Genomic DNA, 22,932 nt, shown 5'->3' with positions numbered 1-22,932 from the left:
ACTAGCGGCCAAGTCCGCCAGAGTCAGCGAGAACAGCGGAAAAGTCCTGGTCAGCCTCCGTCAGGCCGGACATTCCTGACATACTGCCCCGGATTTGAGGATGTATTCAGACTCAAGCGGGCCTCGAACCCCTCGTCGGAGCACTCGAACGAGGGGTTCGAACGTCGTCACGCGTTCGGCAGCGCCGACCGGATCTCGTCCGCGAACCGCTCGGCGGAGTCGCGCAGCGCACCGGCGTCGGGGCCGTGCCGCAGCACCCCGCGGCTGACGTTGGGGACGACATTGCGGATCGCGGCCCCGAAGACCCGCGGCAGATCGGCCGGAGTGGCCCCCTGCGCGCCGACGCCGGGCGCGAGGAGCGGGCCGTTGATGTCCAGGTCGTACGTCGACAGATCGCCCAGGGTTGCCCCCACGACGGCGCCGAAGGACCCCAGGGGCTCCTCGCCCGTGTTCTCGGCGGCCAGATGGGCCAGCATGGTCGCGCCGACGTTCCGGCCGTCCGCGCGGACCGCGTGCTGGACCTCGCCGCCCTCCGGGTTGGAGGTCAGGGCCAGCACGAACAGGCCCGCGCCGCTCTCGCGCGCCAGCGCGATCGCCGGCGAGAGCGAGCCGTAGCCGAGGTACGGCGACACCGTCAGGGCGTCCGAGAACAGCGGGGAGTCCTTGCGCAGGAAGGCCTCGGCGTAGGCGGCCATGGTCGAGCCGATGTCACCGCGCTTGGCGTCCATGAGGACCAGCGCACCGGCCGCGCGGGCCTCCTGGACGGTCTTCTCCAGGACGGCGACCCCGCGCGAGCCGAAGCGCTCGAAGAACGCGCTCTGGGGCTTGAACACGGCGACCCGGTCGGACAGTGCCTCGACGACCGTGCGGCTGAAGCGCTCCAGACCGGCCACGTCGTCGTTCAGGCCCCACTCGCTGAGCAGTGAGGCGTGCGGGTCGATTCCCACGCACAGCGGGCCGCGCTCGTCCATGGCCTGACGCAGTCGGGCGCCGAAGGGCTCGGTCATACGGTGATGTTCCTCACGTCGGCGCCGACCGCGTCGGCGAGGGTGGCGTACGGGCTCGTGCGCAGGCGCGCGGCGAGGCCCTTGTGGACGGCGCGGGCCCAGAAGGGCCCCTCGTAGACGAAGGCGCTGTAGCCCTGGACGAGCGTGGCACCGGCCAGGATGCGCTGCCAGGCGTCCTCGGCGTTCTCGACGCCCCCGACGCCCACCAGGGTGATCCGATCGCCCACACGCGCGTACAGGCGCCTGAGGACCTCCAGGGAGCGCTCCTTGAGGGGTGCTCCGGAGAGACCGCCGGTCTCCTGCACCAGGGCGGGTCCGGAGGTCAGACCGAGTCCCTCGCGCGCGATGGTGGTGTTGGTGGCGATGATGCCGTCCAGGCCGAGCTCGACGGCGAGGTCGGCGACGGCGTCCACGTCCTCGTCGGCGAGGTCGGGCGCGATCTTCACCAGGAGCGGGACCCGGCGGTGCGCGACGATCCGGTCGGCGGCCTCGCGGACGGCGGTCAGCAGCGGCCGCAGCGCCTCGGTGGCCTGCAGGTTGCGCAGGCCGGGCGTGTTGGGCGAGGACACGTTGACGACCAGGTAGTCGGCGAAGGGCGCGAGCCGCTCCGCGGACTTCACGTAGTCGCCGATCGCCTCCGTCTCGGGGACGAGCTTGGTCTTGCCGATGTTGACGCCCACGACGGTCTTGAAGACCGGCTCACGGGACGCCAGACGGGCCGCCACGGCCAGGGAGCCCTCGTTGTTGAAGCCCATGCGGTTGATGAGCGCGCGGTCCGGCACGAGGCGGAACAGCCGCTTCCTGGGGTTGCCCGGCTGGGCCTCCCCCGTCACCGTGCCGATCTCGATGTGGTCGAAGCCGAGCATCGCCATGCCGTCGATCGCGACCGCGTTCTTGTCGAAGCCCGCGGCCAGGCCGAAGGGGCCGTGCATGCGCAGCCCGAAGGCCTCGGTGCGCAGCTCCTTGTGGCGGGGCGCGAGGGCGGCCGCGACGAAGGTGCGCAGCACGGGGATACGGACGGCGAGCCGGATCCAGCGGAAGGCCAGGTAGTGGGCCTTCTCGGGGTCCATGCGCTGGAAGACGAGATTGAAGAAGATCTTGTACATGGTGTCCTCATGAAGAGGGGGACACCGTTTCCGGTGTCCCCCTCAGGGCTTCTAGTCGCGGGCCGCGGTCAGGTGCTGCGCGTGTTCCTGGAGTGAACGCACACCCACGTCACCGTGGTTGAGGGCGTCGATGCCCTGGACGGCGGCGGCGAGCGCCTGGACCGTCGTCAGACACGGGACCGACCGCGCCACGGCCGCCGTACGGATCTCGTAGCCGTCGAGGCGGCCGCCGGTGCCGTAGGGGGTGTTGACGATCAGGTCGACCTCGCCGTCGTGGATGAGCTGGACGATGGTCTTCTCGCCGTTCGGGCCGGTGCCCTCGGACTGCTTGCGCACGACGGTGGCGTTGATGCCGTTGCGCTTGAGGACCTCGGCGGTGCCGGAGGTGGCGAGCAGTTCGAAGCCGTGGGCGACGAGCTCGCGGGCCGGGAAGATCATCGAGCGCTTGTCGCGGTTGGCGACCGAGATGAACGCGCGCCCCTTGGTGGGCAGCGGGCCGTAGGCACCCGCCTGCGACTTGGCGTACGCCGTGCCGAAGACGGAGTCGATGCCCATGACCTCGCCGGTGGAGCGCATCTCCGGGCCGAGGACGGTGTCGACGCCGCGGCCGTGGATGTCGCGGAAGCGCGACCACGGCATGACGGCCTCCTTGACGGAGATCGGCGCGTCCAGCGGGAGTTCGCCGCCGTCGCCGTTGGCCGGGAGCAGGCCCTCGGCGCGCAGTTCGGCGACGGTGGCGCCCAGCGAGATGCGGGCGGCGGCCTTGGCGAGCGGCACCGCGGTCGCCTTCGAGGTGAAGGGGACGGTACGGGACGCGCGCGGGTTGGCTTCGAGGACGTAGAGGATGTCGCCGGCCATCGCGAACTGGATGTTGATCAGTCCGCGCACCCCGACGCCCTTCGCGATGGCCTCGGTGGAGGCCCGCAGGCGCTTGATGTCGAAGCCGCCCAGGGTGATCGGCGGCAGCGCGCACGCCGAGTCGCCGGAGTGGATGCCGGCCTCCTCGATGTGCTCCATCACGCCGCCCAGGTAGAGCTCCTGGCCGTCGTAGAGGGCGTCGACGTCGATCTCGATGGCGTCGTCCAGGAAGCGGTCGACGAGGACCGGCCGCGAGGGGCTGATCTCGGTCGACTCGGCGATGTAGGACTCAAGGCGGGTCTCGTCGTAGACGATCTCCATGCCGCGTCCGCCGAGGACGTAGGAGGGCCGGACGAGGACCGGGTAGCCGATCTCGTCCGCGATGGCCTTGGCGCCCGCGAAGGTGGTGGCGGTGCCGTGCTTGGGGGCCGGCAGGCCGGCCTCGGCGAGGACCCGGCCGAAGGCGCCGCGGTCCTCGGCGGCGTGGATCGCCTCGGGCGAGGTGCCCACGACCGGCACGCCGTTGTCCTTGAGCGCCTGCGCGAGGCCCAGCGGGGTCTGCCCGCCGAGTTGCACGATGACACCCGCGACCGGGCCGGCCTGCTGCTCCGCGTGGACGATCTCCAGGACGTCCTCCAGCGTGAGCGGCTCGAAGTACAGCCGGTCGGAGGTGTCGTAGTCGGTGGAGACGGTCTCCGGGTTGCAGTTGACCATCACCGTCTCGTACCCGGCCTCCGACAGCGCGAAGGACGCGTGCACACAGGAGTAGTCGAACTCGATGCCCTGGCCGATGCGGTTCGGACCCGAGCCCAGGATGATCACCGCGGGCTTGGTCCGGGGCGCGACCTCGCTCTCCTCGTCGTAGGAGGAGTAGAAGTACGGCGTCTTCGCGGCGAACTCGGCCGCGCAGGTGTCGACCGTCTTGTAGACCGGGCGTACGCCGAGCGCGTGCCGCACCTCGCGCACCACGTCCTCGCGCAGGCCGCGGATCTCGCCGAGCTGCTGGTCGGAGAAGCCGTGCCGCTTGGCCTCGGCGAGCAGCTCACGGGTCAGCTCGGGCGCCTCGGCCAGCTCGTCCGCGATCTCCTTGATCAGGAAGAGCTGGTCGACGAACCAGGGGTCGATCTTCGTGTACGCGAAGACCTCCTCGGGCGTGGCGCCCGCGCGGATGGCCTGCATGACGGTGTTGATACGGCCGTCGGTGGGCCGTACGGACGCCTCCAGGAGAGCCTTCTTGTCGCCGGGCTCGCCCACGAAGGTGAACTGGCTGCCCTTCTTCTCCAGCGAGCGCAGCGCCTTCTGGAAGGCCTCGGTGAAGTTGCGGCCGATCGCCATGGCCTCGCCGACCGACTTCATGGTGGTGGTGAGGGTGGAGTCGGCGGAGGGGAACTTCTCGAAGGCGAACCGCGGGGCCTTGACGACCACGTAGTCGAGGGTCGGCTCGAAGGAGGCCGGGGTCTGCTCGGTGATGTCGTTCGGGATCTCGTCCAGCGTGTAGCCGACGGCGAGCTTCGCGGCGATCTTGGCGATCGGGAAGCCGGTCGCCTTGGAGGCGAGCGCCGAGGAGCGGGACACGCGCGGGTTCATCTCGATGACGATCACGCGACCGTCCTCGGGGTCCACCGCGAACTGGATGTTGCAGCCGCCGGTGTCGACGCCGACCTCGCGGATGATCGCGATGCCGACGTCGCGCAGCACCTGGTACTCGCGGTCGGTGAGCGTCATGGCGGGCGCGACGGTGATCGAGTCGCCGGTGTGCACGCCCATCGGGTCGAAGTTCTCGATGGAGCAGACGACCACGACGTTGTCGTTCTTGTCGCGCATCAGCTCCAGTTCGTACTCCTTCCAGCCGAGGATGGACTCCTCCAGGAGCACCTCGGTGGTCGGCGAGAGGGTCAGGCCCTGGCCGGCGATGCGGCGCAGCTCCTCCTCGTCGTGAGCGAAGCCGGAGCCGGCGCCACCCATGGTGAAGGACGGGCGGACGACGACCGGGTAGCCGCCGAGCGTCTCGACGCCCTTGATGACGTCGTCCATGGAGTGGCAGATGACCGAGCGGGCGGACTCGCCGTGCCCGATCTTCTTGCGGACCTCCTCCACGACGTCCTTGAACAGGTCGCGGTCCTCGCCCTTGTTGATGGCCTCGACGTTGGCGCCGATCAGCTCGACGCCGTACTTGTCGAGGGTGCCGGCCTCGTGCAGCGAGATCGCCGTGTTGAGGGCCGTCTGGCCGCCCAGGGTGGGCAGCAGGGCGTCGGGGCGCTCCTTGGCGATGATCTTCTCGACGAACTCCGGGGTGATCGGCTCGACGTAGGTGGCGTCGGCGATCTCCGGGTCGGTCATGATCGTCGCCGGGTTGGAGTTGACGAGGATGACGCGCAGGCCCTCGGCCTTGAGCACGCGGCATGCCTGGGTGCCGGAGTAGTCGAACTCGGCGGCCTGGCCGATGACGATCGGGCCGGAGCCGATGACCAGGACGGACTGGATATCGGTGCGCTTAGGCACGCTGGCCCTCCATCAGGGATACGAAGCGGTCGAACAGGTAGGCGGCGTCGTGCGGGCCGGCTGCCGCTTCGGGGTGGTACTGGACGGAGAAGGCCGGCTGGTCGAGCAGCTGGAGCCCCTCCACGACGTCGTCGTTCAGGCACACGTGGGAGACCTCGGCGCGGCCGAACTTCGTGTCGCTGACCTTGTCGAGCGGCGCGTCCACGGCGAATCCGTGGTTGTGCGCGGTGACCTCGACCTTGCCGGTCGTACGGTCCTGCACGGGCTGGTTGATGCCCCGGTGGCCGTACTTCAGCTTGTAGGTGCCGAAGCCGAGGGCGCGCCCGAGGATCTGGTTGCCGAAGCAGATGCCGAACAGGGGCGTCCTGCGCTCCAGCACGGCGGTCATGAGGGCGACCGGGCCGTCGGCGGTCGCCGGGTCGCCGGGGCCGTTGGAGAAGAACACCCCGTCCGGCTCGACGGCGTAGACCTCGTCGACGCTCGCCGTGGCCGGCAGCACGTGCACCTCGATGCCCCGCTGGGCCATGCGGTGCGGGGTCATGCCCTTGATGCCGAGGTCGATGGCGGCGACGGTGAACTTCTTCTCACCGACCGCGGGGACGACGTACGTCTCCTTGGTGGCGACCTCCTCGTACAGCGAGGCGCCCTTCATGTGCGGCTGGGCCTGCACGCGCGCGACGAGCTCGGACTCGGCCGCGATGGCCTCGCCGGAGAAGATCCCGGAGCGCATGGAGCCGCGCTCGCGCAGGTGGCGGGTGAGGGCGCGGGTGTCGATGCCGGAGATCCCGACGATGTCCTGCGCGACCAGCTCGTCGTCCAGGGAGCGCTTGGCCCGCCAGTTGGACGGCACACGCGCGGGGTCGCGGACGACGTAGCCGGAGACCCAGATGCGGCGGGACTCGTCGTCCTCGTCGTTCCAGCCGGTGTTGCCGATCTGCGGGGCGGTCGCGACGACGATCTGGTGGGCGTACGAAGGGTCGGTCAGGGTCTCCTGGTAGCCGGTCATGCCGGTGGAGAACACGGCCTCGCCGAAGGTCTCCCCCACGGCCCCGTAGGCGCGGCCGCGGAAGATCCGGCCGTCCTCCAGGACGAGTACCGCGGGAGCCTTCGAGGCCCCCCTTGTGGAGGTCGTCATCGTGCGCCTTCCGTTTCCGTCTTGTTGATCATGGAGTTAATGGCGTCGACCCACTCGGTGTGCTCGGCCGCGTGGTCCGAGCGGAACCCCGAGTCGATCAGCCGTTCGCCGTGCGCCCAGGTCACCAGGAGCAGCCCGCCCTCGGTCAGGACCTTGCCCGCGATGCCCTTGCCGAGCACGGCCTCCCGCAGCGCCTCGCGCGGGACGAAGAAGTCGGTCGCGCCGGGGCGTACGACGTCCAGTCCCGCGTCCGTCAGGGTGAGCTCGACCCGGCTGCGGGTGCCCAGGCCGTGCGCCACGATCCGGTCGAGCCACTGCCCGGCGGTGGTGGAGCCGTGGTAGCGACCGCTCATGCTCAGTCTCACCGGGCCGGGGTCGTCCGGCGCGGTGGGGAGCTCGGGCAGGTCGCCCTGGAGCGTGCCGCGCCACTTCCAGCCCTCGCGCATCAGCCAGTAGACGAGCGCGACGAACAGGGCGAGGCCGACGAGCCAGCCGACGCGGGCGGCCCAGTCGGTGACCTCGGCCGACTTCTTCTCGGCGGCGAGGTACGCCAGATGCTGCAGAGATGTCACGTGAGCTTCCCGTCGACGAGCGTGGCCTTGCCCCGGAGCCAGGTGTGCGTGACACGGCCCGGCAGCTCACGCCCCTCGTAGGGAGTGTTGCGGCTGCGCGAGGCGAAGCCCGCGGGGTCCACCGACCCACGGTATTCCGTGTCGACCAGCGTGAGGTTGGCGGGCTCACCAGCCGAGACGGGACGGCCGTGGCCCGTGGCCCGTCCGATGCGAGCGGGCGCGAGGGACATGCGCTCGGCGACCCCGGCCCAGTCGAGGAGCCCGGTGTCCACCATGGTCTCCTGCACCACTGACAGCGCGGTCTCCAGGCCGACCATCCCCATGGCGGCGGCGGCCCACTCGCAGTCCTTGTCCTCGTGCGGGTGCGGGGCGTGGTCGGTGGCGACGATGTCGATGGTGCCGTCGGCCAGGGCCTCGCGCAGGGCGAACACGTCCCGCTCGGTGCGCAGCGGCGGGTTCACCTTGTAGACCGGGTTGTAGGTGCGCACCAGCTCGTCGGTGAGGAGCAGGTGGTGCGGGGTGACCTCGGCGGTGACGTCGATGCCGCGGGACTTGGCCCAGCGCACGATCTCGACGGACCCGGCGGTCGACAGGTGGCAGATGTGGACGCGGGAGCCGACGTGCTCGGCGAGCAGGACGTCCCGGGCGATGATCGACTCCTCGGCCACCGCGGGCCAGCCGCCGAGGCCCAGCTCGGCGGAGACGATGCCCTCGTTCATCTGGGCGCCCTCGGTCAGCCGCGGCTCCTGCGCGTGCTGGGCGACGACACCGCCGAAGGCCTTCACGTACTCCAGCGCGCGGCGCATGATCACGGCGTCGTCGACGCACTTGCCGTCGTCGGAGAAGACCGTGACCCCGGCGGCCGACTCGTGCATGGCGCCCAGTTCGGCGAGCTTGCGGCCCTCCAGGCCGACGGTGACGGCCCCGATGGGCTGCACGTCGCAGTAGCCGTGCTCCTTGCCCAGCCGCCAGACCTGCTCGACCACACCGGCGGTGTCCGCGACCGGGAAGGTGTTGGCCATGGCGAACACGGCGGTGTAGCCGCCGGAGGCGGCCGCGCGCGTCCCGGTGAGGACGGTCTCGGAGTCCTCGCGGCCGGGCTCGCGCAGATGGGTGTGCAGGTCGACGAGTCCCGGCAGGAGCACCTTGCCGTCTGCCTCGACGACCTCGGCGCCCTCGGCCGGCAGACCGGCGCCCACCTGGGCGATGGTCGTGCCGGCGATCAGCACGTCCTGCGGCTCGCCGCCGAGCACCTTCGCACCACGGATCAGGATCTTGCTCATGTGACTTACTTCTCCTCGGTACGGGTGTGGCTGACGGCGGGCTCGTTGCCGCCCAGGAGCAGGTAGAGGACGGCCATCCGGATGGAGACTCCGTTTGCGACCTGCTCCACCACGGTGCAGCGGTCGGAGTCGGCGACCTCGGCGGTGATCTCCATACCGCGGACCATCGGGCCGGGGTGCATCACGATGGCGTGCTCCGGCATCCGCGCCATCCGGTCGCCGTCCAGGCCGTAGCGCCGCGAGTACTCGCGCTCGGTCGGGAAGAACGCGGCGTTCATGCGCTCGCGCTGGACGCGCAGCATCATCACCGCGTCGGACTTGGCGAGCGTGCTGTCGAGGTCGTAGGCCACCTCGCAGGGCCAGGTCTCGACGCCGACCGGCACCAGGGTGGGCGGGGCGACGAGGGTGACCTGGGCGCCGAGGGTGTGCAGCAGGTCGACGTTGGAGCGGGCGACCCGGCTGTGCAGGACGTCCCCGACGATCGTGATGCGCTTGCCGGCCAGGTCCTGGCCGATCCCGGCGTCCCGCCCGACGAGCCGGCGGCGCATGGTGAACGCGTCCAGCAGGGCCTGGGTCGGGTGCTGGTGGGTGCCGTCACCGGCGTTGATGACGGCCGCGTCGATCCAGCCGGAGTTGGCGAGACGGTACGGCGCCCCGGAGGCGCCGTGGCGGATGACGACGGCGTCGACGCCCATGGCCTCCAGGGTCTGGGCGGTGTCCTTCAGGGACTCGCCCTTGGACACGCTGGAGCCCTTGGCGGTGAAGTTGATGACGTCCGCCGAGAGCCGCTTCTCCGCGGCCTCGAAGGAGATACGCGTACGCGTGGAGTCCTCGAAGAAGAGGTTGACGATCGTGCGGCCGCGCAGGGTCGGCAGCTTCTTGATCGGCCGGTCGGCCACCCGGGCCATCTCCTCGGCGGTGTCGAGGATCAGGACGGCGTCGTCGCGGGTGAGGTCGGCGGCCGAGATGAGATGACGCTGCATCTGTCAGGCTCCGTAAGGCAGTTCAGGGGAGATATCGGGGCAAGCGAGGGCGCGCCGAAGGCAGGCGTGCCGTCAGGGCTTGCTAGTGGGCCGGCTTGACACCGAGCAGCACGGTGTCGCGACCGTCCTCCTCGACGAGCTGGACCTTGACCGTCTCCCGCAACGACGTGGGGAGGTTCTTGCCGACGTAGTCGGCGCGGATGGGCAGTTCGCGGTGGCCTCTGTCGACGAGGACCGCGAGCTGCACCGCGCGGGGGCGCCCGATGTCGTTCAGGGCGTCCAGGGCGGCGCGGATGGTGCGGCCGGAGAAGAGCACGTCGTCGACGAGGACGACCAGGCGGCCGTCGATGCCGTCACCGGGGATCTCGGTGCGGGCCAGTGCGCGCGGCGGATGCATGCGCAGGTCGTCGCGGTACATGGTGATGTCGAGCGAACCGACCGGGATTCCGCGGTCGGTGATCTCCTCGAGCTTCGCGGCGAGCCGCCGGGCGAGGAAGACGCCCCGGGTGGGGATGCCGAGGAGCACCACGTCGTCGGCGCCCTTGGCGCGTTCGACGATCTCGTGGGCGATGCGGGTCAGCACGCGCGCGATGTCGGGGCCTTCGAGAACGGGCCGGGCATCGGACGCCTGGATATCGGAAGTGTCCTGCTTGTCCATAAGAAACGGACCTCCTTCTCCGCCTCACGGGACGGACCTTAAAGGACGTCGGATTTGCGCCATCCACGGTAGCAGGCCGGAACGAGGCCCCTGATCACCCCCTTGGCCCAATCGGTCACCACTCTCACGGAAGAGCCGGTGTGGACCATTCGGCTTGACGCAGAAGAGTCACGCTGCGTAACCTCACAGTGAGTTACCAGACGCGCGGCTCGAAACCACTGCGGCCGCGTCGATCCAGTGTCCGGGGAGCTATATGTCCAGCGAATACGCCAAACAGCTCGGGGCCAAGCTCCGGGCCATCCGCACCCAGCAGGGCCTTTCCCTCCACGGTGTCGAGGAGAAGTCCCAGGGACGCTGGAAGGCGGTCGTGGTCGGTTCGTACGAGCGTGGCGACCGCGCGGTGACCGTGCAGCGCCTTGCCGAGTTGGCGGATTTCTACGGCGTTCCGGTGCAGGAGCTGCTGCCCGGCACCACTCCGGGCGGGGCCGCCGAGCCCCCGCCGAAGCTGGTCCTGGACCTGGAGCGGCTGGCCCACGTCCCGGCCGAGAAGGCGGGCCCCCTCCAGCGCTACGCGGCGACGATCCAGTCCCAGCGCGGTGACTACAACGGCAAGGTGCTCTCGATCCGCCAGGACGACCTGCGCACACTCGCCGTCATCTACGACCAGTCCCCCTCGGTCCTCACGGAGCAGCTGATCAGCTGGGGCGTGCTGGACGCGGACGCGCGTCGCGCGGTGTCCCACGAGGACAGCTGAGCCGCTCCCAGCCTCAGCAGAAACGTGCCGCCGGGGTGGCCGGAACTTCACGGTTCCGGCCACCCCGGCGGCTTTGTGCGGGCCGAAGGGGGCTCGCGGGTACGCACACGCCTGAGGGCCCGCAGCAGTCACGCTGCGGGCCCTCAGGCAATTCGTGTCTCGATCCGCCTCGGCGTCCCGCTCACGCCTCGTCTCGGCGCAGCGAGGGCTTCAGGTCCTTGAGCCGGCCCAGCAGGCCGTTCACGAACGAGGGCGACTCGTCCGTGGAGAACTCCTTGGCCAGCTGCACCATCTCGTCGAGCACCACCGCGTCCGGGGTCTCGTCGGCCCAGATCAGCTCGTAGGCGCCCAGACGCAGGATGTTGCGGTCGACGACCGGCATCCGGTCCAGCGTCCAGCCGACCGAGTACTGCGCGATCAGCTCGTCGATACGCCGCGCGTGCTCCGCGTAGCCCTCGACCAGCTGCATCGTGTACTCGCTCACCGGCGGCTGCCGGGTGTCTTCCCGGGAGTGCCGGATCCAGTCCGCCAGGACCGTCAGGACGTCGGCGCCGCGCTGGTCGCCCTCGAAGAGGATCTGGAAGGCGCGCTTGCGGGCCGTGTTGCGAGCAGCCACGGTTAGCTGTTCACCCGGCCGAGGTAGTCGCTCGTGCGGGTGTCGACCTTGATCTTCTCACCGGTGGTGATGAAGAGCGGGACCTGAATCTGGTGACCGGTCTCCAGAGTGGCGGGCTTGGTGCCGCCCGTGGAGCGGTCGCCCTGGACGCCCGGCTCGGTCTCCTGGATGACCAGCTCGACGGCGGCCGGCAGCTCGACGAAGAGCACCTCGCCCTCGTGCTGCGCGACGGTCGCGGTGAAGCCCTCGATGAGGAAGTTCGCGGCGTCGGCGACCGTCTTGCGGTCGATCATCAGCTGGTCGTAGGTCTCCATGTCCATGAAGACGAAGTACTCGCCGTCCATGTACGAGAACTGCATGTCGCGCTTGTCGACAGTGGCCGTCTCGACCTTGACGCCGGCGTTGAACGTCTTGTCGACGACCTTGCCGGACAGCACGTTCTTGAGCTTGGTGCGCACGAATGCGGGGCCCTTGCCGGGCTTGACGTGCTGGAACTCGACGACGGACCAGAGCTGGCCGCCTTCGAGCTTGAGCACCAGGCCGTTCTTGAGGTCGTTCGTGGAAGCCACGGTTGCGGAATCTCCTGGACTGACGTGGACGACCCCGGCGCACGCACCTTGCCTATAGTGCGAGCAGCTCCTTGGTCGTGATGGTGAGTAGCTCGGGTCCGCCGTCCGCCTCGGGGCGTACGACGAGCGTGTCATCGATCCGGACGCCGCCCCGTCCCGGGAGGTGGACCCCCGGTTCGACGGTGACCGGCACGCAAGCGTCCAGTTTACCCATGGCCGCGGGGGCCAACTGCGGGTCCTCGTCGATTTCCAGTCCCACACCGTGTCCGATGAGGGTCGGGAGCCCCTCGTGGTGGCCCGCGGACTCCAGTACCTGGCGTGCCGCCCGGTCCACGTCACGGTAGGCGGCGCCGGGTGTCAAGGACTCCCGTCCGGCCCGCTGAGCGGCGAAGACGAGGTCGTAGAGCTCGATCTGCCAGTCCGCGGGGGACGTACCGATGACGAAGGTACGGCCGATCTCGCAGCGGTAGCCGCGGTAGTTCGCGCCCAGGCAGACGGAGAGGAAGTCACCCTCCTCGACGCGGCGGTCGGTGGGGCGGTGGGCGGGACGGCCGGAGTTCGGGCCGGTGCCGACGGAGGTGGCGAAGGCCGGGCCGTCGGCCCCGTGGTCGACGAGGCGGCGCTCCAGTTCCAGGGCGAGATGGCGCTCGGTGCGGCCGACGAGGATGGACTCCAGGAGCTCGCCCAGTGCCTGGTCGGCGATCTCGGCGCCGATGCGCAGGCAGGAGATCTCCTCCTCGTCCTTGATGACGCGGAGCTGTTCGACCGCTCCCCCGAGGTCGGCGAGGCGCAGCCGCGGGACGACCGAGCGGATCGCCCGGTGCCGGGCGACCGTGAGATGCCCCTCCTCCACGGCGAGCGAGTCCGCTCCCTGAGCGGTGGCGAGGTCGGCCGCGGCGACAGCCGGGTCGCCTCCGGCGGCGGAGAGGTGGTGCAGTCGCAGGGCCTCGTCGGGGCGGCCGGCGCCGGGCCGGTCGTCCGGGGGGCCGGCGCACACCAGCAGGTCCTCGGTCATGCCGAGCAGCAGCACACTGCCCTGTGGGGCGGTGCCCGCGAGGTAGCGGACGTTGGCCGGGCGGGAGATCAGCGCGGACCGGCTGCCGCCGGCCTGGCAGCGATCGCGTAGGCGGGTTCTGCGGGTGGCGTACACCTCTGACATGACTTGAGCGTAGGAGTTCTCCCGATATGCCGCTGTTTGAGAGGTCCGAGTGGGGAGGAGCCGCTGGTCGTCGGCACACCCCGCGCCCCTTCCGGGGCCGCTACCAGTTCGGTGGGCTCGCGATGGAGCGTGCCAGGACGTCGTCCAGGACCCTCGCCGTCTGCGGTACGTCCATCTGGGAGTTGTCGATGATCGGCAGACCCGAGCCGTACCAGCCGGCCATCCGGCCGTGGATCCGTGCCACCTCCTCGTCCGTCAGGCGGCGGTTGCCGGACCGCTCCGCGTTGCGCTCCAGGACGATCTCCAGGCCGGGCAGCAGGACCACCGGCAGCAGCCCCGGGCCCACGTGCCGCTTCCAGCCGCCGAGGCCGACCACCGGCCGGTCCGGGAAGACCGCGTCGTCGAGGATGCAGGAGATGCCGTTGGCGAGGAAGTTGCGGGCGGCGAAGCCGCAGGTGCGGCGGGCGAGGCGGTACTGGGCCTCGGAGTGGTCGTTCCAGCCGGACTGCGGGTCGGCGAAGCCCGAGCGGACCCACTCGCGTACGTCGTCGAGGCTGATGTGTGCGGTGGGGACCCGGCGATGGTCGGCCCAGTACTTGGCGACGCTCGTCTTTCCGGCGCCCGCCGGACCGATGAGCAGTACCGCGAGGGTGGTGCCCGCGGGGTCGGGCGCGGCGAAGGGCGGGGTGCTGGGGGCGCCCACGGGGGCGCCCGGCGGCAGGGGCACATGGCCGGTGGTGTCCGGCACCGGCCCCGGTGAGTGCTGCGGCGCGGGCGGGACCGGCGGCGCGGGCGGTGCCTGGGAATGCGGTGGCGTCGGCGGCACCGGAGCCGGGGTGAAGCCCGGTGCCGACGGCGGTGGGGGCACCGGGGCGGAGCCCTGGTGCGCACCCGGGTGATGCGGTCCCGGGTGATGTGCGGCCGGCGACCAGCCGGCGGCCGGTCCCTGCCCCGGCTGATGGGGCGGCGGCAGCGGAGAACCCACTGCGTGCTGCATCCGGTGCCACTCCGTCTCGTCTTTTTCGGCTCGCTCGCCTCCGGGGCGCTCGCGTCGGTGCCGGGAGCCCGGCCGGGCGCGGCCCGAAGGCCTCCGCTCGGTCGTCCTCTCGTCTCCGACGCGCCCCTCCGGCTCACTCGCGTCAGGCTGATCGGCGCTGGTTACGGGGTGGTGCATACCCCGCTCGCCATCGAACGGTACCGCCCCCGGCCCACGTTTGGTGAAACGGCCGGGGGCGCCCCGAAGTGCCCCTGGCGCAAGGCGAATCAGGCGGAACGCCCGTCGCGGGACTTACTGGCCGACCTCGCCGTACGCGGCGAGCAGAACGGCCGGGTCCGGACCCTCCAGCACGGTGGGCTTGCCCAGTCCGTCGAGGACGATGAACCGCAGCAGGTTGCCGCGGGACTTCTTGTCGACCTTCATGGTCTCCAGCAACTTGGGCCACTGGTCGTAGCGGTAGTGCAGCGGCAGGCCGACCGCCTCCAGGACCGTGCGGTGGCGGTCGGCGGTCGCGTCGTCCAACCGGCCCGCCAGACGGCCCAGTTCGGCGGCGAAGTGCATGCCCACGGAGACCGCGGCGCCGTGCCGCCACTTGTACCGCTCGTTCTTCTCGATGGCGTGGGCGAGTGTGTGGCCGTAGTTGAGGATCTCCCTGAGGCCCGACTCCTTGAGATCGGAGGAGACCACCTCGGCCTTGACCCGGATCGAGCGCTCGATGAGCTCGGCGGTGTGCGGGCCGGCCGGGGTGCGCGCGGACTCGGGGTCGGACTCGATGAGCTCCAGGATCGCCGGGTCGGCGATGAAGCCGGCCTTGATGATCTCGGCGAGCCCGGAGACGTAGTCGTTGACCGGCAGGGAGTCCAGCGCGGCCAGGTCGCACAGGACGCCGGCGGGCGGGTGGAAGGCACCGACGAGGTTCTTGCCCTCGGCGGTGTTGATCCCGGTCTTGCCGCCGACCGCCGCGTCGACCATGGCGAGCACGGTCGTCGGTACGGCGATCCAGCGCACCCCGCGCAGCCAGGTCGCGGCCACGAACCCGGCGAGGTCGGTAGTCGCGCCGCCGCCGACGCCGACCACGACGTCGGAGCGGGTGAAGCCGGACTGGCCGAGCGCCTTCCAGCAGTAGGCGGCGACCTCGGCGGTCTTGGCCTCCTCCGCGTTCGGGACCTGGATGGCGACGGCCTCGTAGCCCTGCTCGGCGAGGTCGGCGCGCAGCGCGTCCCCGGTGCCGGCGAGCGCCTCGGGGTGGACGACCGCGACCCGCTGGGCCTTCTCCCCGACCAACGCACCGAGCTCGCCCAGGAGTTGACGTCCGACCAGGACCTCGTACGGCTCGCTGCCCGCGGTGCCGCCGACCTGGATGCGCGTCACTGCCTCGCTCATGCTTCCTTCAACTCCAGTGCGTCCAGCGCGATGTCGGTGACTTCTTCGGGGGTACGGCCGTCGGTGGCCACGACCGCCGTGGCGATCGACTCGTACAGGTGGCGGCGGGCCTCCATCAGCTCGCGCCACTGCTTGCGCGGGTTGACCGCGAGGAGGGGGCGCGCGGCGTTCAGGCCGGTGCGCTTGACCGCCTCCTCGACGTCCATCGACAGGTACAGGACCCGCTGCCCGGCCAGCAGGGCGCGGGTGTCCTCGTCGAGGATGGAGCCGCCGCCGAGCGCGAGGATCCCGTCGTGCTGGGCGAGCGCCCGGCTCACGGCGGCCTTCTCGATCGCCCGGAAGGCGGCCTCGCCCTCGTCGACGAAGATCTCCGCGATCGCGCGGCCCTGCTCGGCCACGATGTCGTCGTCGGTGTCCCGGTACCCCGTCGCGAGGCGTTCGGCGAGCAGCCGTCCGACGGTGGACTTGCCCACGCCCATCGGACCGACGAGGACGACCACAGGGCTCATCGGATGGCCAGGTTGTCGAGGTACGACTGCACGTTGCGGCGGGTCTCCGGCACGCTGTCGCCACCGAACTTCTCGGCCACCGCGTCGGCCAGGACGAGCGCCACCATCGCCTCGGCGACGATGCCGGCGGCCGGCACCGCGGACACGTCGGAGCGCTGGTGGTGGGCCTGGGCGGCCTCGCCGGTGGTCACGTCCACGGTCTGCAGGGCCCGCGGGACGGTGGCGATGGGCTTCATCGCGGCCCGCACCCGCAGCAGCTCACCCGTGCTCAGTCCGCCCTCGGTGCCGCCGGAGCGGCCGGAGACGCGCCGGATGCCCTCGGGAGTCTTCACGATCTCGTCGTGCGCCTTGGAGCCCGGGACCCGCGCCAGCTCGAAACCGTCACCGAGCTCGACGCCCTTGATCGCCTGGATGCCCATCAGCGCCCCCGCGAGGCGGGCGTCCAGCTTGCGGTCCCAGTGCACGTGCGAGCCGAGGCCCACGGGCACGCCGTACGCCAGGATCTCCACCACGCCGCCGAGGGTGTCGCCGTCCTTGTGGGCCTGGTCGACCTCGGCCACCATCGCCTTAGAGGTGTCCGCGTCCAGGCAGCGCAGCGGGTCGGCGTCCAGCTTCTCGACGTCGGCCGGGGTCGGGTAGACGCCCTGCGGGGCCTTCACCGAGCACAGTTCGACGACGTGGCTGACGATCTCGATGCCGGCCGTCTCCTTGAGGTACGACCGGGCCACCGCGCCCAGTGCCACCCGGGCCGCCGTCTCCCGCGCGGAGGCGCGCTCCAGGATCGGCCGGGCCTCGTCGAAGCCGTACTTCTGCATGCCCGCGAGGTCGGCGTGGCCGGGGCGGGGGCGGGTCAGCGGGGCGTTGCGCGCGAGCCCCGCCAGGATCTCCGGGTCGATGGGGTCGGCCGACATGACCTGCTCCCACTTCGGCCACTCGGTGTTGCCCACCATGATCGCGACCGGGGAGCCGAGGGACAGACCGTGCCGGACACCGCCGAGGAAGGTGACCTGGTCCTGCTCGAACTTCATCCGGGCACCGCGGCCGTAGCCCAGCCGACGCCTCGCCAGGTGGTCCGCCACCATCTCCGTGGTGATGGGGACACCGGCGGGAAGGCCCTCCAGCGTCGCCACGAGTGCGGGACCGTGGGACTCCCCCGCGGTCAGCCAGCGCAACCTGCTCAACGGTGCTCCTCAGTGCTCGCGCCCTGGTACTGCCCTGCTTACGCGCGTCCTCGCGTACGGCAACGGCGCGACCAGGTGCGCGGCCCCGGCCCGCCGCCTCCGATCCTCCCACGTCCGGCCGCGACAACCGGTCACAGGTCCAGCAGACGGACGTGGACGGGCGTACCGGACCCTCAGGCCATCCGCTCCGCCGCGCTCTTGATCGCCTCCCGGATGCGGAAGTAGGTGCCGCAGCGGCAGACGTTGGCGATCGCGTCGATGTCGGCGTCCGTGGGGTTCTTCGTGCGTTTGAGGAGGGCGACCGCCGCCATGATCTGGCCGGGCTGGCAGTAGCCGCACTGGGCCACGTCCTGTTCCAGCCAGGCCTCCTGGACGGGGTGCAGCCGGTCGCCGTCGGCGAGCCCCTCGATGGTGGTGACCTCACGGCCCGCGGCCTCGGAGACGGGGAGCACGCAGGGGTTGAAGGCCTCGCCGTCGAGGTGGCTGGTGCAGGCCTTGCAGACGTCGATGCCGCAGCCGTACTTGGGGCCGCGGATGCCGAGCAGGTCGCGCAGCGCCCAGAGCAGGGGCAGGTCGTCGGGGGCGTCGACGGTGACGGACTTCCCGTTGACGGTGAAGGTGTGGGAGGGCATGCGGGCTCCTGGAACCGGGCGGGGTCAGCGCGGGAAGGGGGTGAAGTCGACGTCGAAGTTGACGGGGAAGCTGCGCGGCCTGGTGCCGGTGGCTCGCGCGTAGGCATTGGCCACGGCTCCGACCGCGGCGGGGACACCCAGCTCGCCCGCGCCGCCCGGTTCGCCGGCGCCTTCGAGCACGTGGATCTTCACGTCCTTCGGGGCGTCCTTCTGGCGCGCGTAGTGGAACTGCGAGTAGCTGCCCTCCAGGGGCAGGCCCTTGTCGATGTGCAGGCCCGCCCTGAGCGTCGTGGAGATGGCGTCCGTGAGCCCGCCGAGGAGCTGTGCCTCCAGGCCGCGCGGGTTGATCACCCGGCCCACGTCGGCCACGATCACCGCCCTGGTCACCCTGGGTTTCTTCGGGTCGGTGGCGTCGATCTCGACGAGACAGGCCGTGCAGGACTTGTACTCCTCGTGGAAGCCGATGCCCTGGGCCCACCCGTCGGGCAGTCCGCGGCCCCAGTCGCCCTCCTTGGCGGCCCGGTCGAGGACGGCTCGCTGCCGCTCGGTCTTGAGGAACGACCGCCGGAACTCCACGGGGTCCTTGCCGAGCCTGGCGGCCAGTTCGTCGACGACGATCTCCTCGGCGCCGCGGGTATTGGCCGAGTACACCGAGCGCCATGACCCGGTGTGCATCTTGAGCGGCACCTCGGTGAGGGTCTGCGTGGTCACGCCGAAGTTGTACGGCGACTTCACCGTGTTCAGGAAGAGCGTCTGGGCGAAGGTCGCGTTGCCGAGGCCGGTGGGCAGACCCGCCGCGGCGGCGGTGACCGCGTCGCCGAGTCCGTGCCGGAAGTCGGTCTCCACGGCCGCCACCTGGTGCTGGAAGGTGAGCACCTGCCCGGCCGCGTAGGTGGCGCGGATGCGGTGGTGGGTGGCGGGCCGCATCCGTCCGTGCCGCATGTCGTCGATCCGGGACCACATCAGCCGTACGGGCCGCCCGCTCTTCCTGGACACCACGGCGGCCTCCAGGGCCGCGTCGTAGAAGAGCCGCCGCCCGAAGGAGCCGCCCGACTGCATCACATGCACCTTGACCTTGGACACCGGCAGTCCGACGGCCTGCGCGATCGCCGCCTGGGCGACGATCGGCGACTTGAGGCCGGACCAGATCTCGGCGCGGTCCGCCCGTACGTCCGCGACGGCCGAGTTGGTCTCCAGCGGGGCATGGCTGGCGAACGCGAAGTCGAACTCGGTGTCCACCTTCTTCACCAGCGCCCCGAGCAGGTCGAGCGAGGGGGTGGCGGCCTTGAGGCGGGCGCGGATGTCGCTGTCCGACAGGGTGTCGACCGTGCCGCCGCCCCAGGTGACCTCCAGGGCGTTCTTGCCGTCGAGGGCCTGCCCGAACGTCTCCGCGACCACGGCGACGCCCGAGTCGATGACGACCACGTCGAGGACCCCGGGCATGGCCCGTACGGCGGCCTCGTTGCCGACCGACTTCACCGTGCCGTTGATGGTGGGCGGGCGGCGCACCATGCAGGGCTTGGCGCCGGGCACGTCGAGGTCGAGGGTGTACGGGTGCGCGCCGGTGACGAGGGCGCGGGCGTCGATGCGGGAGGTGGGGGTGCCGACCAGGGTGTGCTCGGACTCGTTCTTCGGCGTGACCGTGAGCGAGCCCAGGTCCAGGGTCGCGGCCGCCGCCGTCAGGGAGCCGTAGGAGGCCGTGCGGCCGTCCGGCGCGATCACCACTCCGGCGCGGACCGTCAGCTCGCTCGCCTTCAGCCCCCACTGCCGGGCCGCCGCCGCGACCATCCTGGCCCGCGCGGCCGCCGCCGTCCGGCGCACCGGGTCGTACAGCGAACGCACCGAGTTGGAACTGCCGGTGAGCTGGTTGAACAGCAGTTCGGGCCGGGCGTCCTCCAGGTGGACACGGACCCGGTCGAGCGGGGTGTCGAGCTCCTCCGCCACCAGCATGGCCACGGCGGTGGTGAGCCCCTGGCCGACCTCCTCGCGCGGCAGCCGGAAGTCGACGCCGCCGTCCTCGTCGACGCTCAGGACGAGCATGTCCGCGGTGGGCTTTCCGGCGAGGATCAGCAGATCGCCCAGGTCGACCAGATCGGCCGGTGCCGGCGGGGTGGGGATCGCGGCGTCGGCGCTCCCGGGCGCGTAGACGTCGACACCGAACTTGGTCGCTACGGCGAGAGCGGGCGCGGCCACCAGATAGGTGAGAAACCGGCGCCGGGCGTGACGGGTCATGGCGGGCTCCGTTCGGCGGCCCGCCGACTCTGCCGGGCCGTCCGCAGAGCATGACCTGGGGCTACTTCTCAGTACAGCGCCTTCACAGGATCACCATGTCCCGCTCGGTCACCTCACGTCAGCGGGCCGCGAGCGCGTGCTCGCCCGCCTTGCGCATGGCGTCCACCGGCGCGGGTGTCCGCCCCGTCATCTGCTCGACCTGGAGCACCGCCTGGTGCACCAGCAGGTCGAGACCGCTGACCACGGCTCCGCCGATCATCGACCAGCGGGCCGCCAGCTCGGTCGGCCAGGGGTCGTAGAGCACGTCGAAGAGGGCCGCGGGGCGTTCCGGCACGGCGTGGGCGAGGGCGTCCGTCGCCCCGGCGGGGGTGGTGGCGATCACCAGGGGGGCGCGCAGGGCCTCGGCCGCGTCCGCCCAGTCCGCGGTGCGGACCTCGACGTCGAGGCGCTCGCCCCACTGCCGCATCTCGGCGGCGCGGGCCTCGCTGCGCACGTAGGCGACCACCTCACCGGTGCAGATCCGGGCCAGCGCGGCGAGCGCGGAGGAGGCGGTGGCGCCGGCGCCGAGGATCGCCGCCGAGTCGACCTGCTCGATGCCCCGCTCCCTGAGGGCGGCGACCATCCCCGGGATGTCGGTGTTGTCGCCGAGGCGACGGCCGTCCTCGGTGAACACCACCGTGTTGACCGCCTCCACCGAGGCGGCCGTGTCACTGATGCCGTCCAGCAGCGGGATGACCGCCCGCTTGAGCGGCATGGTCAGCGACAGCCCGGCCCACTCCGGCCCGAGCCGCTCGACGAACCCGGGCAGCGCGGCCTCGTCGACCTCGAACCGGTCGTACGACCAGCCCGTGAGCCCCAGCTCCTCGTAGGCGGCCCGGTGCAGGACCGGCGAGAGGGAGTGGGCGATGGGCTTGCCGAGAACGGCGGCCCGGCGGGCGTCAGCTGCCCGTGCTTGCATTGAACTTTTCCTTGAGCCGTAGGAATGCGGCGTGGGTCTTGGCGAATTCGGTCTTGTTCACACCGTCGGTCGCGACGAAGTAGTACCAGCCGTCGTCGGTCGGATCGAGTGTCGCCTTCATCGCGGTGTCGCCCGGGTTGTCGATGGGTCCGGGCGGCAGACCCTTGTTCGTGTACGTGTTGTACGGGTCCTTGTTGCTGTTGATCTCCTTCTCGGAGATCTCGATGTTGCTCTCGTTCTTCACGTAGTTGAAGGTCGAGTCGAACTGCAGGAACCCGTAGGTCTCGGGGTTCGCGAGGTTGAGCCGGTTGTAGACGACCTCCGCCATCTTGCGGTAGTCGTCCTCCGTCTTGCCCTCGGCCTGCACCAGGCTGGCGACCGTGACGACCTGGAGCGGGCTGTCCAGCTTGAGCGCCTTGGCCTTGGCCTCCAGGTCGTACGCGGCGTACTTGTCGGCGGCCTGGGTGACCATCTCCTTCAGCACTGATTCGGGCTTCATGCCCTTCGCCGCGGGATAGGTGCCCGGATACAGGAAGCCCTCCAGCGGGTCCTTGATCTCCTTGTTGTCGTTCGCCCAACTCGGCAGCCCGAGACTCTTGTATTTCTGTTCGGCGGTCTTCTTGGTGGTACCGGAAGCAAGATCGAGTTTCTCGTCGATCCTCTTGTAGACGGCGGCGTTCCGCACCCCCGGAGCGACCAGCACGTTGTTCTGGCTCTTCGGGTCGAGCATCATCGCCACGGCGCTGTCGGCGGACATCTCCTTCTTCAGGAGATAGGCGCCGGCCTGGATCGAATTCCCCTTGTCGTTCTGCTCCTGGGCGGACACGAATGCGTCGACGCTCTTGACGACACCCGCGTCCTTGAGCAGCCGCCCGATCGCGTACCCGCCCGCGCCCTTGGGGATCTGGACGGTGACCATCTGGCTCGTCCCGTCCCCGGCGTAGTCCGGAGCCGCGCCGAAACGATTTTTGTAGAACTGGTACCCGAAGTACCCGACACCCGCGGTACCGCCGCCGAACACCAGCAGCACCACCAGACAGGCGCAGCCGCTCTTGCGCTTCTTGGACCCTTTGCCGCCCCGGCCCCGCCGGTCGCCGCGGCCGCCCTGCGGGTCGTCCGAGTCGTCGTCCTGGTCGTCTTCACCGCCCGCGAAGAACGCGTGTTCGCCCTGGTCGGGGCCCGGGTCCCAGTCGGTCTGCTGCGGCTCCGGTTCGGCACGCCGGCGGCTCGGCGGCTCCGGCGGCGGGTAGGCGTCCGGGCTGCCGTAGTAGTCCTGCTGCTCGGCGCCGTACGCGGCGGCCTGCTGACCGTAGGGATCCGACGGGTCGGCGGGGTAGGGGACCTGCGCCTGGGTGCCGGTCGGCCAGCCGTTGGTGTCGTACGACTGCTGCTGCTGGTCCTGATAGGCCTGCTGGTCGTACTGCTGTTGACCGTACTGCTGCTGGTCGTACTGGTGGTTGTACTGCTGGTGCTGGTCGTACTGGCCGTTGTGCTGCGGGTACTGCTGCTGCGCCTGACCATAGGCGGCCTGCTGGGCGTCGCCCCAGCCACCGTTGTCGTACTGCTGCTGCGGCTGCTGCGGGTAGTGCTGCGGCTGGCCGCCGTAGGGGGACTGCTGACCCGCGTGGGCCTGCTGTCCCTCCCATCCACCGTCCCCGTACAACGGGTCCTCGGGATTCCACGGTTCGGAGCCCTCGCCCCGGCCATACTCAGTCATCGATCCCCTAGAGCCGCGAGGCGGCGGTCACCTGCTTCCACGATCCGGCTCCCGCTCCGCCTCTTTCTGTGCGGTGACTGTTCGAATGTCGCCGCATCGCGCGGAACGTTACCGTATCGCG

20 protein-coding genes are annotated in these 22,932 nt (G+C 70.7%); 1 reads left to right on the top strand and 19 read right to left on the bottom strand.

All coding sequences use genetic code 11. From position 1 onward, the window contains the following. Positions 1–167 precede the first annotated feature (167 nt). From pyrF to pyrR, 8 genes are all read right to left on the bottom strand, one after another. Positions 168–1,007 carry an orotidine-5'-phosphate decarboxylase gene (pyrF, locus tag AQI94_RS36245; RefSeq protein WP_031056450.1) on the bottom strand — a complete coding sequence of 280 codons (840 nt, stop codon included), beginning with the start codon at positions 1,005–1,007 and terminating at the stop codon, positions 168–170. Then, a complete protein-coding gene (locus AQI94_RS36240) occupies positions 1,004–2,113 on the bottom strand; it encodes a quinone-dependent dihydroorotate dehydrogenase (RefSeq protein ID WP_031056449.1) in 1,110 nt (369 codons plus the stop codon). The genes pyrF and AQI94_RS36240 overlap by 4 nt, the downstream gene beginning before the upstream one ends. Positions 2,114–2,164: 51 nt before the next feature. Then, positions 2,165–5,473 carry a carbamoyl-phosphate synthase large subunit gene (carB, locus tag AQI94_RS36235; RefSeq protein ID WP_031056446.1) on the bottom strand — a complete coding sequence of 1,103 codons (3,309 nt, stop codon included), beginning with the start codon at positions 5,471–5,473 and terminating at the stop codon, positions 2,165–2,167. After that, entirely contained in the window at positions 5,466–6,608 is a 1,143-nt protein-coding gene (carA, locus tag AQI94_RS36230; RefSeq protein WP_031056444.1) for a glutamine-hydrolyzing carbamoyl-phosphate synthase small subunit, read from the bottom strand. The genes carB and carA overlap by 8 nt, the downstream gene beginning before the upstream one ends. Further along, positions 6,605–7,180, bottom strand: coding sequence for a PH-like domain-containing protein (locus AQI94_RS36225; RefSeq protein WP_031056441.1), 576 nt, complete (start codon positions 7,178–7,180; stop codon positions 6,605–6,607). Before AQI94_RS36225 ends, carA begins: the two co-directional genes overlap by 4 nt. Then, positions 7,177–8,463, bottom strand: a complete 1,287-nt coding sequence (locus AQI94_RS36220; protein WP_031056438.1) for a dihydroorotase — start codon at positions 8,461–8,463, stop codon at positions 7,177–7,179. The genes AQI94_RS36225 and AQI94_RS36220 overlap by 4 nt, the downstream gene beginning before the upstream one ends. 5 nt (positions 8,464–8,468) lie before the next feature. Continuing rightward, positions 8,469–9,446, bottom strand: coding sequence for an aspartate carbamoyltransferase catalytic subunit (locus AQI94_RS36215; protein WP_031056435.1), 978 nt, complete (start codon positions 9,444–9,446; stop codon positions 8,469–8,471). Positions 9,447–9,528: 82 nt separating this feature from the next. Next, on the bottom strand, positions 9,529–10,104 hold the full coding sequence (gene pyrR, locus AQI94_RS36210; RefSeq protein WP_031056430.1) for a bifunctional pyr operon transcriptional regulator/uracil phosphoribosyltransferase PyrR: 576 nt from the start codon (positions 10,102–10,104) through the stop codon (positions 9,529–9,531). A 253-nt stretch (positions 10,105–10,357) separates the two neighbouring features. Here pyrR and bldD point away from each other — a divergent pair, with 253 nt between their 5' ends. Continuing rightward, positions 10,358–10,858 (top strand): transcriptional regulator BldD, encoded by a 501-nt coding sequence (bldD, locus tag AQI94_RS36205; RefSeq protein WP_007380685.1) that lies wholly within the window; start codon positions 10,358–10,360, stop codon positions 10,856–10,858. Between the two features lie 181 nt (positions 10,859–11,039). On the opposite strand, the gene nusB is transcribed toward bldD, so the two are convergent. From nusB to mltG, 11 genes are all read right to left on the bottom strand, one after another. Beyond that, on the bottom strand, positions 11,040–11,474 hold the full coding sequence (gene nusB, locus AQI94_RS36200; RefSeq protein ID WP_031056428.1) for a transcription antitermination factor NusB: 435 nt from the start codon (positions 11,472–11,474) through the stop codon (positions 11,040–11,042). Positions 11,475–11,476: 2 nt separating this feature from the next. Continuing rightward, entirely contained in the window at positions 11,477–12,043 is a 567-nt protein-coding gene (gene efp, locus AQI94_RS36195) for an elongation factor P (RefSeq protein ID WP_031056426.1), read from the bottom strand. Positions 12,044–12,095: 52 nt separating this feature from the next. After that, entirely contained in the window at positions 12,096–13,202 is a 1,107-nt protein-coding gene (locus AQI94_RS36190) for an aminopeptidase P family protein (protein WP_031056424.1), read from the bottom strand. A 100-nt stretch (positions 13,203–13,302) separates the two neighbouring features. Next, a complete protein-coding gene (locus tag AQI94_RS36185) occupies positions 13,303–14,199 on the bottom strand; it encodes a Pro-rich N-terminal domain-containing protein (RefSeq protein ID WP_031056421.1) in 897 nt (298 codons plus the stop codon). Positions 14,200–14,490: 291 nt separating this feature from the next. Further along, on the bottom strand, positions 14,491–15,582 hold the full coding sequence (gene aroB, locus AQI94_RS36180; RefSeq protein WP_031056418.1) for a 3-dehydroquinate synthase: 1,092 nt from the start codon (positions 15,580–15,582) through the stop codon (positions 14,491–14,493). Next, positions 15,579–16,091, bottom strand: a complete 513-nt coding sequence (locus tag AQI94_RS36175; RefSeq protein ID WP_031056417.1) for a shikimate kinase — start codon at positions 16,089–16,091, stop codon at positions 15,579–15,581. Before AQI94_RS36175 ends, aroB begins: the two co-directional genes overlap by 4 nt. Next, on the bottom strand, positions 16,088–17,272 hold the full coding sequence (gene aroC, locus AQI94_RS36170) for a chorismate synthase (RefSeq protein ID WP_031056415.1): 1,185 nt from the start codon (positions 17,270–17,272) through the stop codon (positions 16,088–16,090). The genes AQI94_RS36175 and aroC overlap by 4 nt, the downstream gene beginning before the upstream one ends. A gap of 173 nt (positions 17,273–17,445) precedes the next feature. Beyond that, complete coding sequence (locus tag AQI94_RS36165) at positions 17,446–17,904, bottom strand: (2Fe-2S)-binding protein (protein ID WP_031056411.1); 459 nt, start codon at positions 17,902–17,904, stop codon at positions 17,446–17,448. A 24-nt stretch (positions 17,905–17,928) separates the two neighbouring features. Beyond that, positions 17,929–20,136 carry a xanthine dehydrogenase family protein molybdopterin-binding subunit gene (locus tag AQI94_RS36160; RefSeq protein WP_031056409.1) on the bottom strand — a complete coding sequence of 736 codons (2,208 nt, stop codon included), beginning with the start codon at positions 20,134–20,136 and terminating at the stop codon, positions 17,929–17,931. Between the two features lie 118 nt (positions 20,137–20,254). Then, on the bottom strand, positions 20,255–21,094 hold the full coding sequence (locus AQI94_RS36155) for a shikimate dehydrogenase (protein ID WP_031056406.1): 840 nt from the start codon (positions 21,092–21,094) through the stop codon (positions 20,255–20,257). Further along, positions 21,075–22,811 carry an endolytic transglycosylase MltG gene (gene mltG / locus AQI94_RS36150; protein ID WP_078902901.1) on the bottom strand — a complete coding sequence of 579 codons (1,737 nt, stop codon included), beginning with the start codon at positions 22,809–22,811 and terminating at the stop codon, positions 21,075–21,077. Before mltG ends, AQI94_RS36155 begins: the two co-directional genes overlap by 20 nt. Positions 22,812–22,932: the final 121 nt, after the last annotated feature.

Origin of the sequence: Streptomyces pseudovenezuelae (assembly GCF_001513955.1) — a bacterium.
In the GTDB taxonomy this organism is placed as follows: domain Bacteria; phylum Actinomycetota; class Actinomycetes; order Streptomycetales; family Streptomycetaceae; genus Streptomyces; species Streptomyces pseudovenezuelae.
Note: the sequence above shows the minus strand (reverse complement) of the source record. Positions and strands in the feature narration are given on the sequence as shown.

Bases quoted from the DNA above. Each gene is read 5' to 3' on its own strand.
- AQI94_RS36160 (WP_031056409.1), bottom strand. From the start codon at position 20,136: ATGACCCGTCACGCCCGGCGCCGGTTTCTCACCTATCTGGTGGCCGCG.
- AQI94_RS36185 (WP_031056421.1), bottom strand. From the start codon at position 14,199: ATGCAGCACGCAGTGGGTTCTCCGCTGCCGCCGCCCCATCAGCCGGGG.
- AQI94_RS36220 (WP_031056438.1), bottom strand. From the start codon at position 8,463: ATGAGCAAGATCCTGATCCGTGGTGCGAAGGTGCTCGGCGGCGAGCCG.
- AQI94_RS36215 (WP_031056435.1), bottom strand. From the start codon at position 9,446: ATGCAGCGTCATCTCATCTCGGCCGCCGACCTCACCCGCGACGACGCC.
- AQI94_RS36155 (WP_031056406.1), bottom strand. From the start codon at position 21,094: ATGCAAGCACGGGCAGCTGACGCCCGCCGGGCCGCCGTTCTCGGCAAG.
- AQI94_RS36240 (WP_031056449.1), bottom strand. From the start codon at position 2,113: ATGTACAAGATCTTCTTCAATCTCGTCTTCCAGCGCATGGACCCCGAG.
- AQI94_RS36165 (WP_031056411.1), bottom strand. From the start codon at position 17,904: ATGCCCTCCCACACCTTCACCGTCAACGGGAAGTCCGTCACCGTCGAC.
- aroB (WP_031056418.1), bottom strand. From the start codon at position 15,582: ATGAGCGAGGCAGTGACGCGCATCCAGGTCGGCGGCACCGCGGGCAGC.
- pyrF (WP_031056450.1), bottom strand. From the start codon at position 1,007: ATGACCGAGCCCTTCGGCGCCCGACTGCGTCAGGCCATGGACGAGCGC.
- AQI94_RS36190 (WP_031056424.1), bottom strand. From the start codon at position 13,202: ATGTCAGAGGTGTACGCCACCCGCAGAACCCGCCTACGCGATCGCTGC.
- bldD (WP_007380685.1), top strand. From the start codon at position 10,358: ATGTCCAGCGAATACGCCAAACAGCTCGGGGCCAAGCTCCGGGCCATC.
- mltG (WP_078902901.1), bottom strand. From the start codon at position 22,811: ATGACTGAGTATGGCCGGGGCGAGGGCTCCGAACCGTGGAATCCCGAG.
- AQI94_RS36175 (WP_031056417.1), bottom strand. From the start codon at position 16,091: ATGAGCCCTGTGGTCGTCCTCGTCGGTCCGATGGGCGTGGGCAAGTCC.
- carA (WP_031056444.1), bottom strand. From the start codon at position 6,608: ATGACGACCTCCACAAGGGGGGCCTCGAAGGCTCCCGCGGTACTCGTC.
- pyrR (WP_031056430.1), bottom strand. From the start codon at position 10,104: ATGGACAAGCAGGACACTTCCGATATCCAGGCGTCCGATGCCCGGCCC.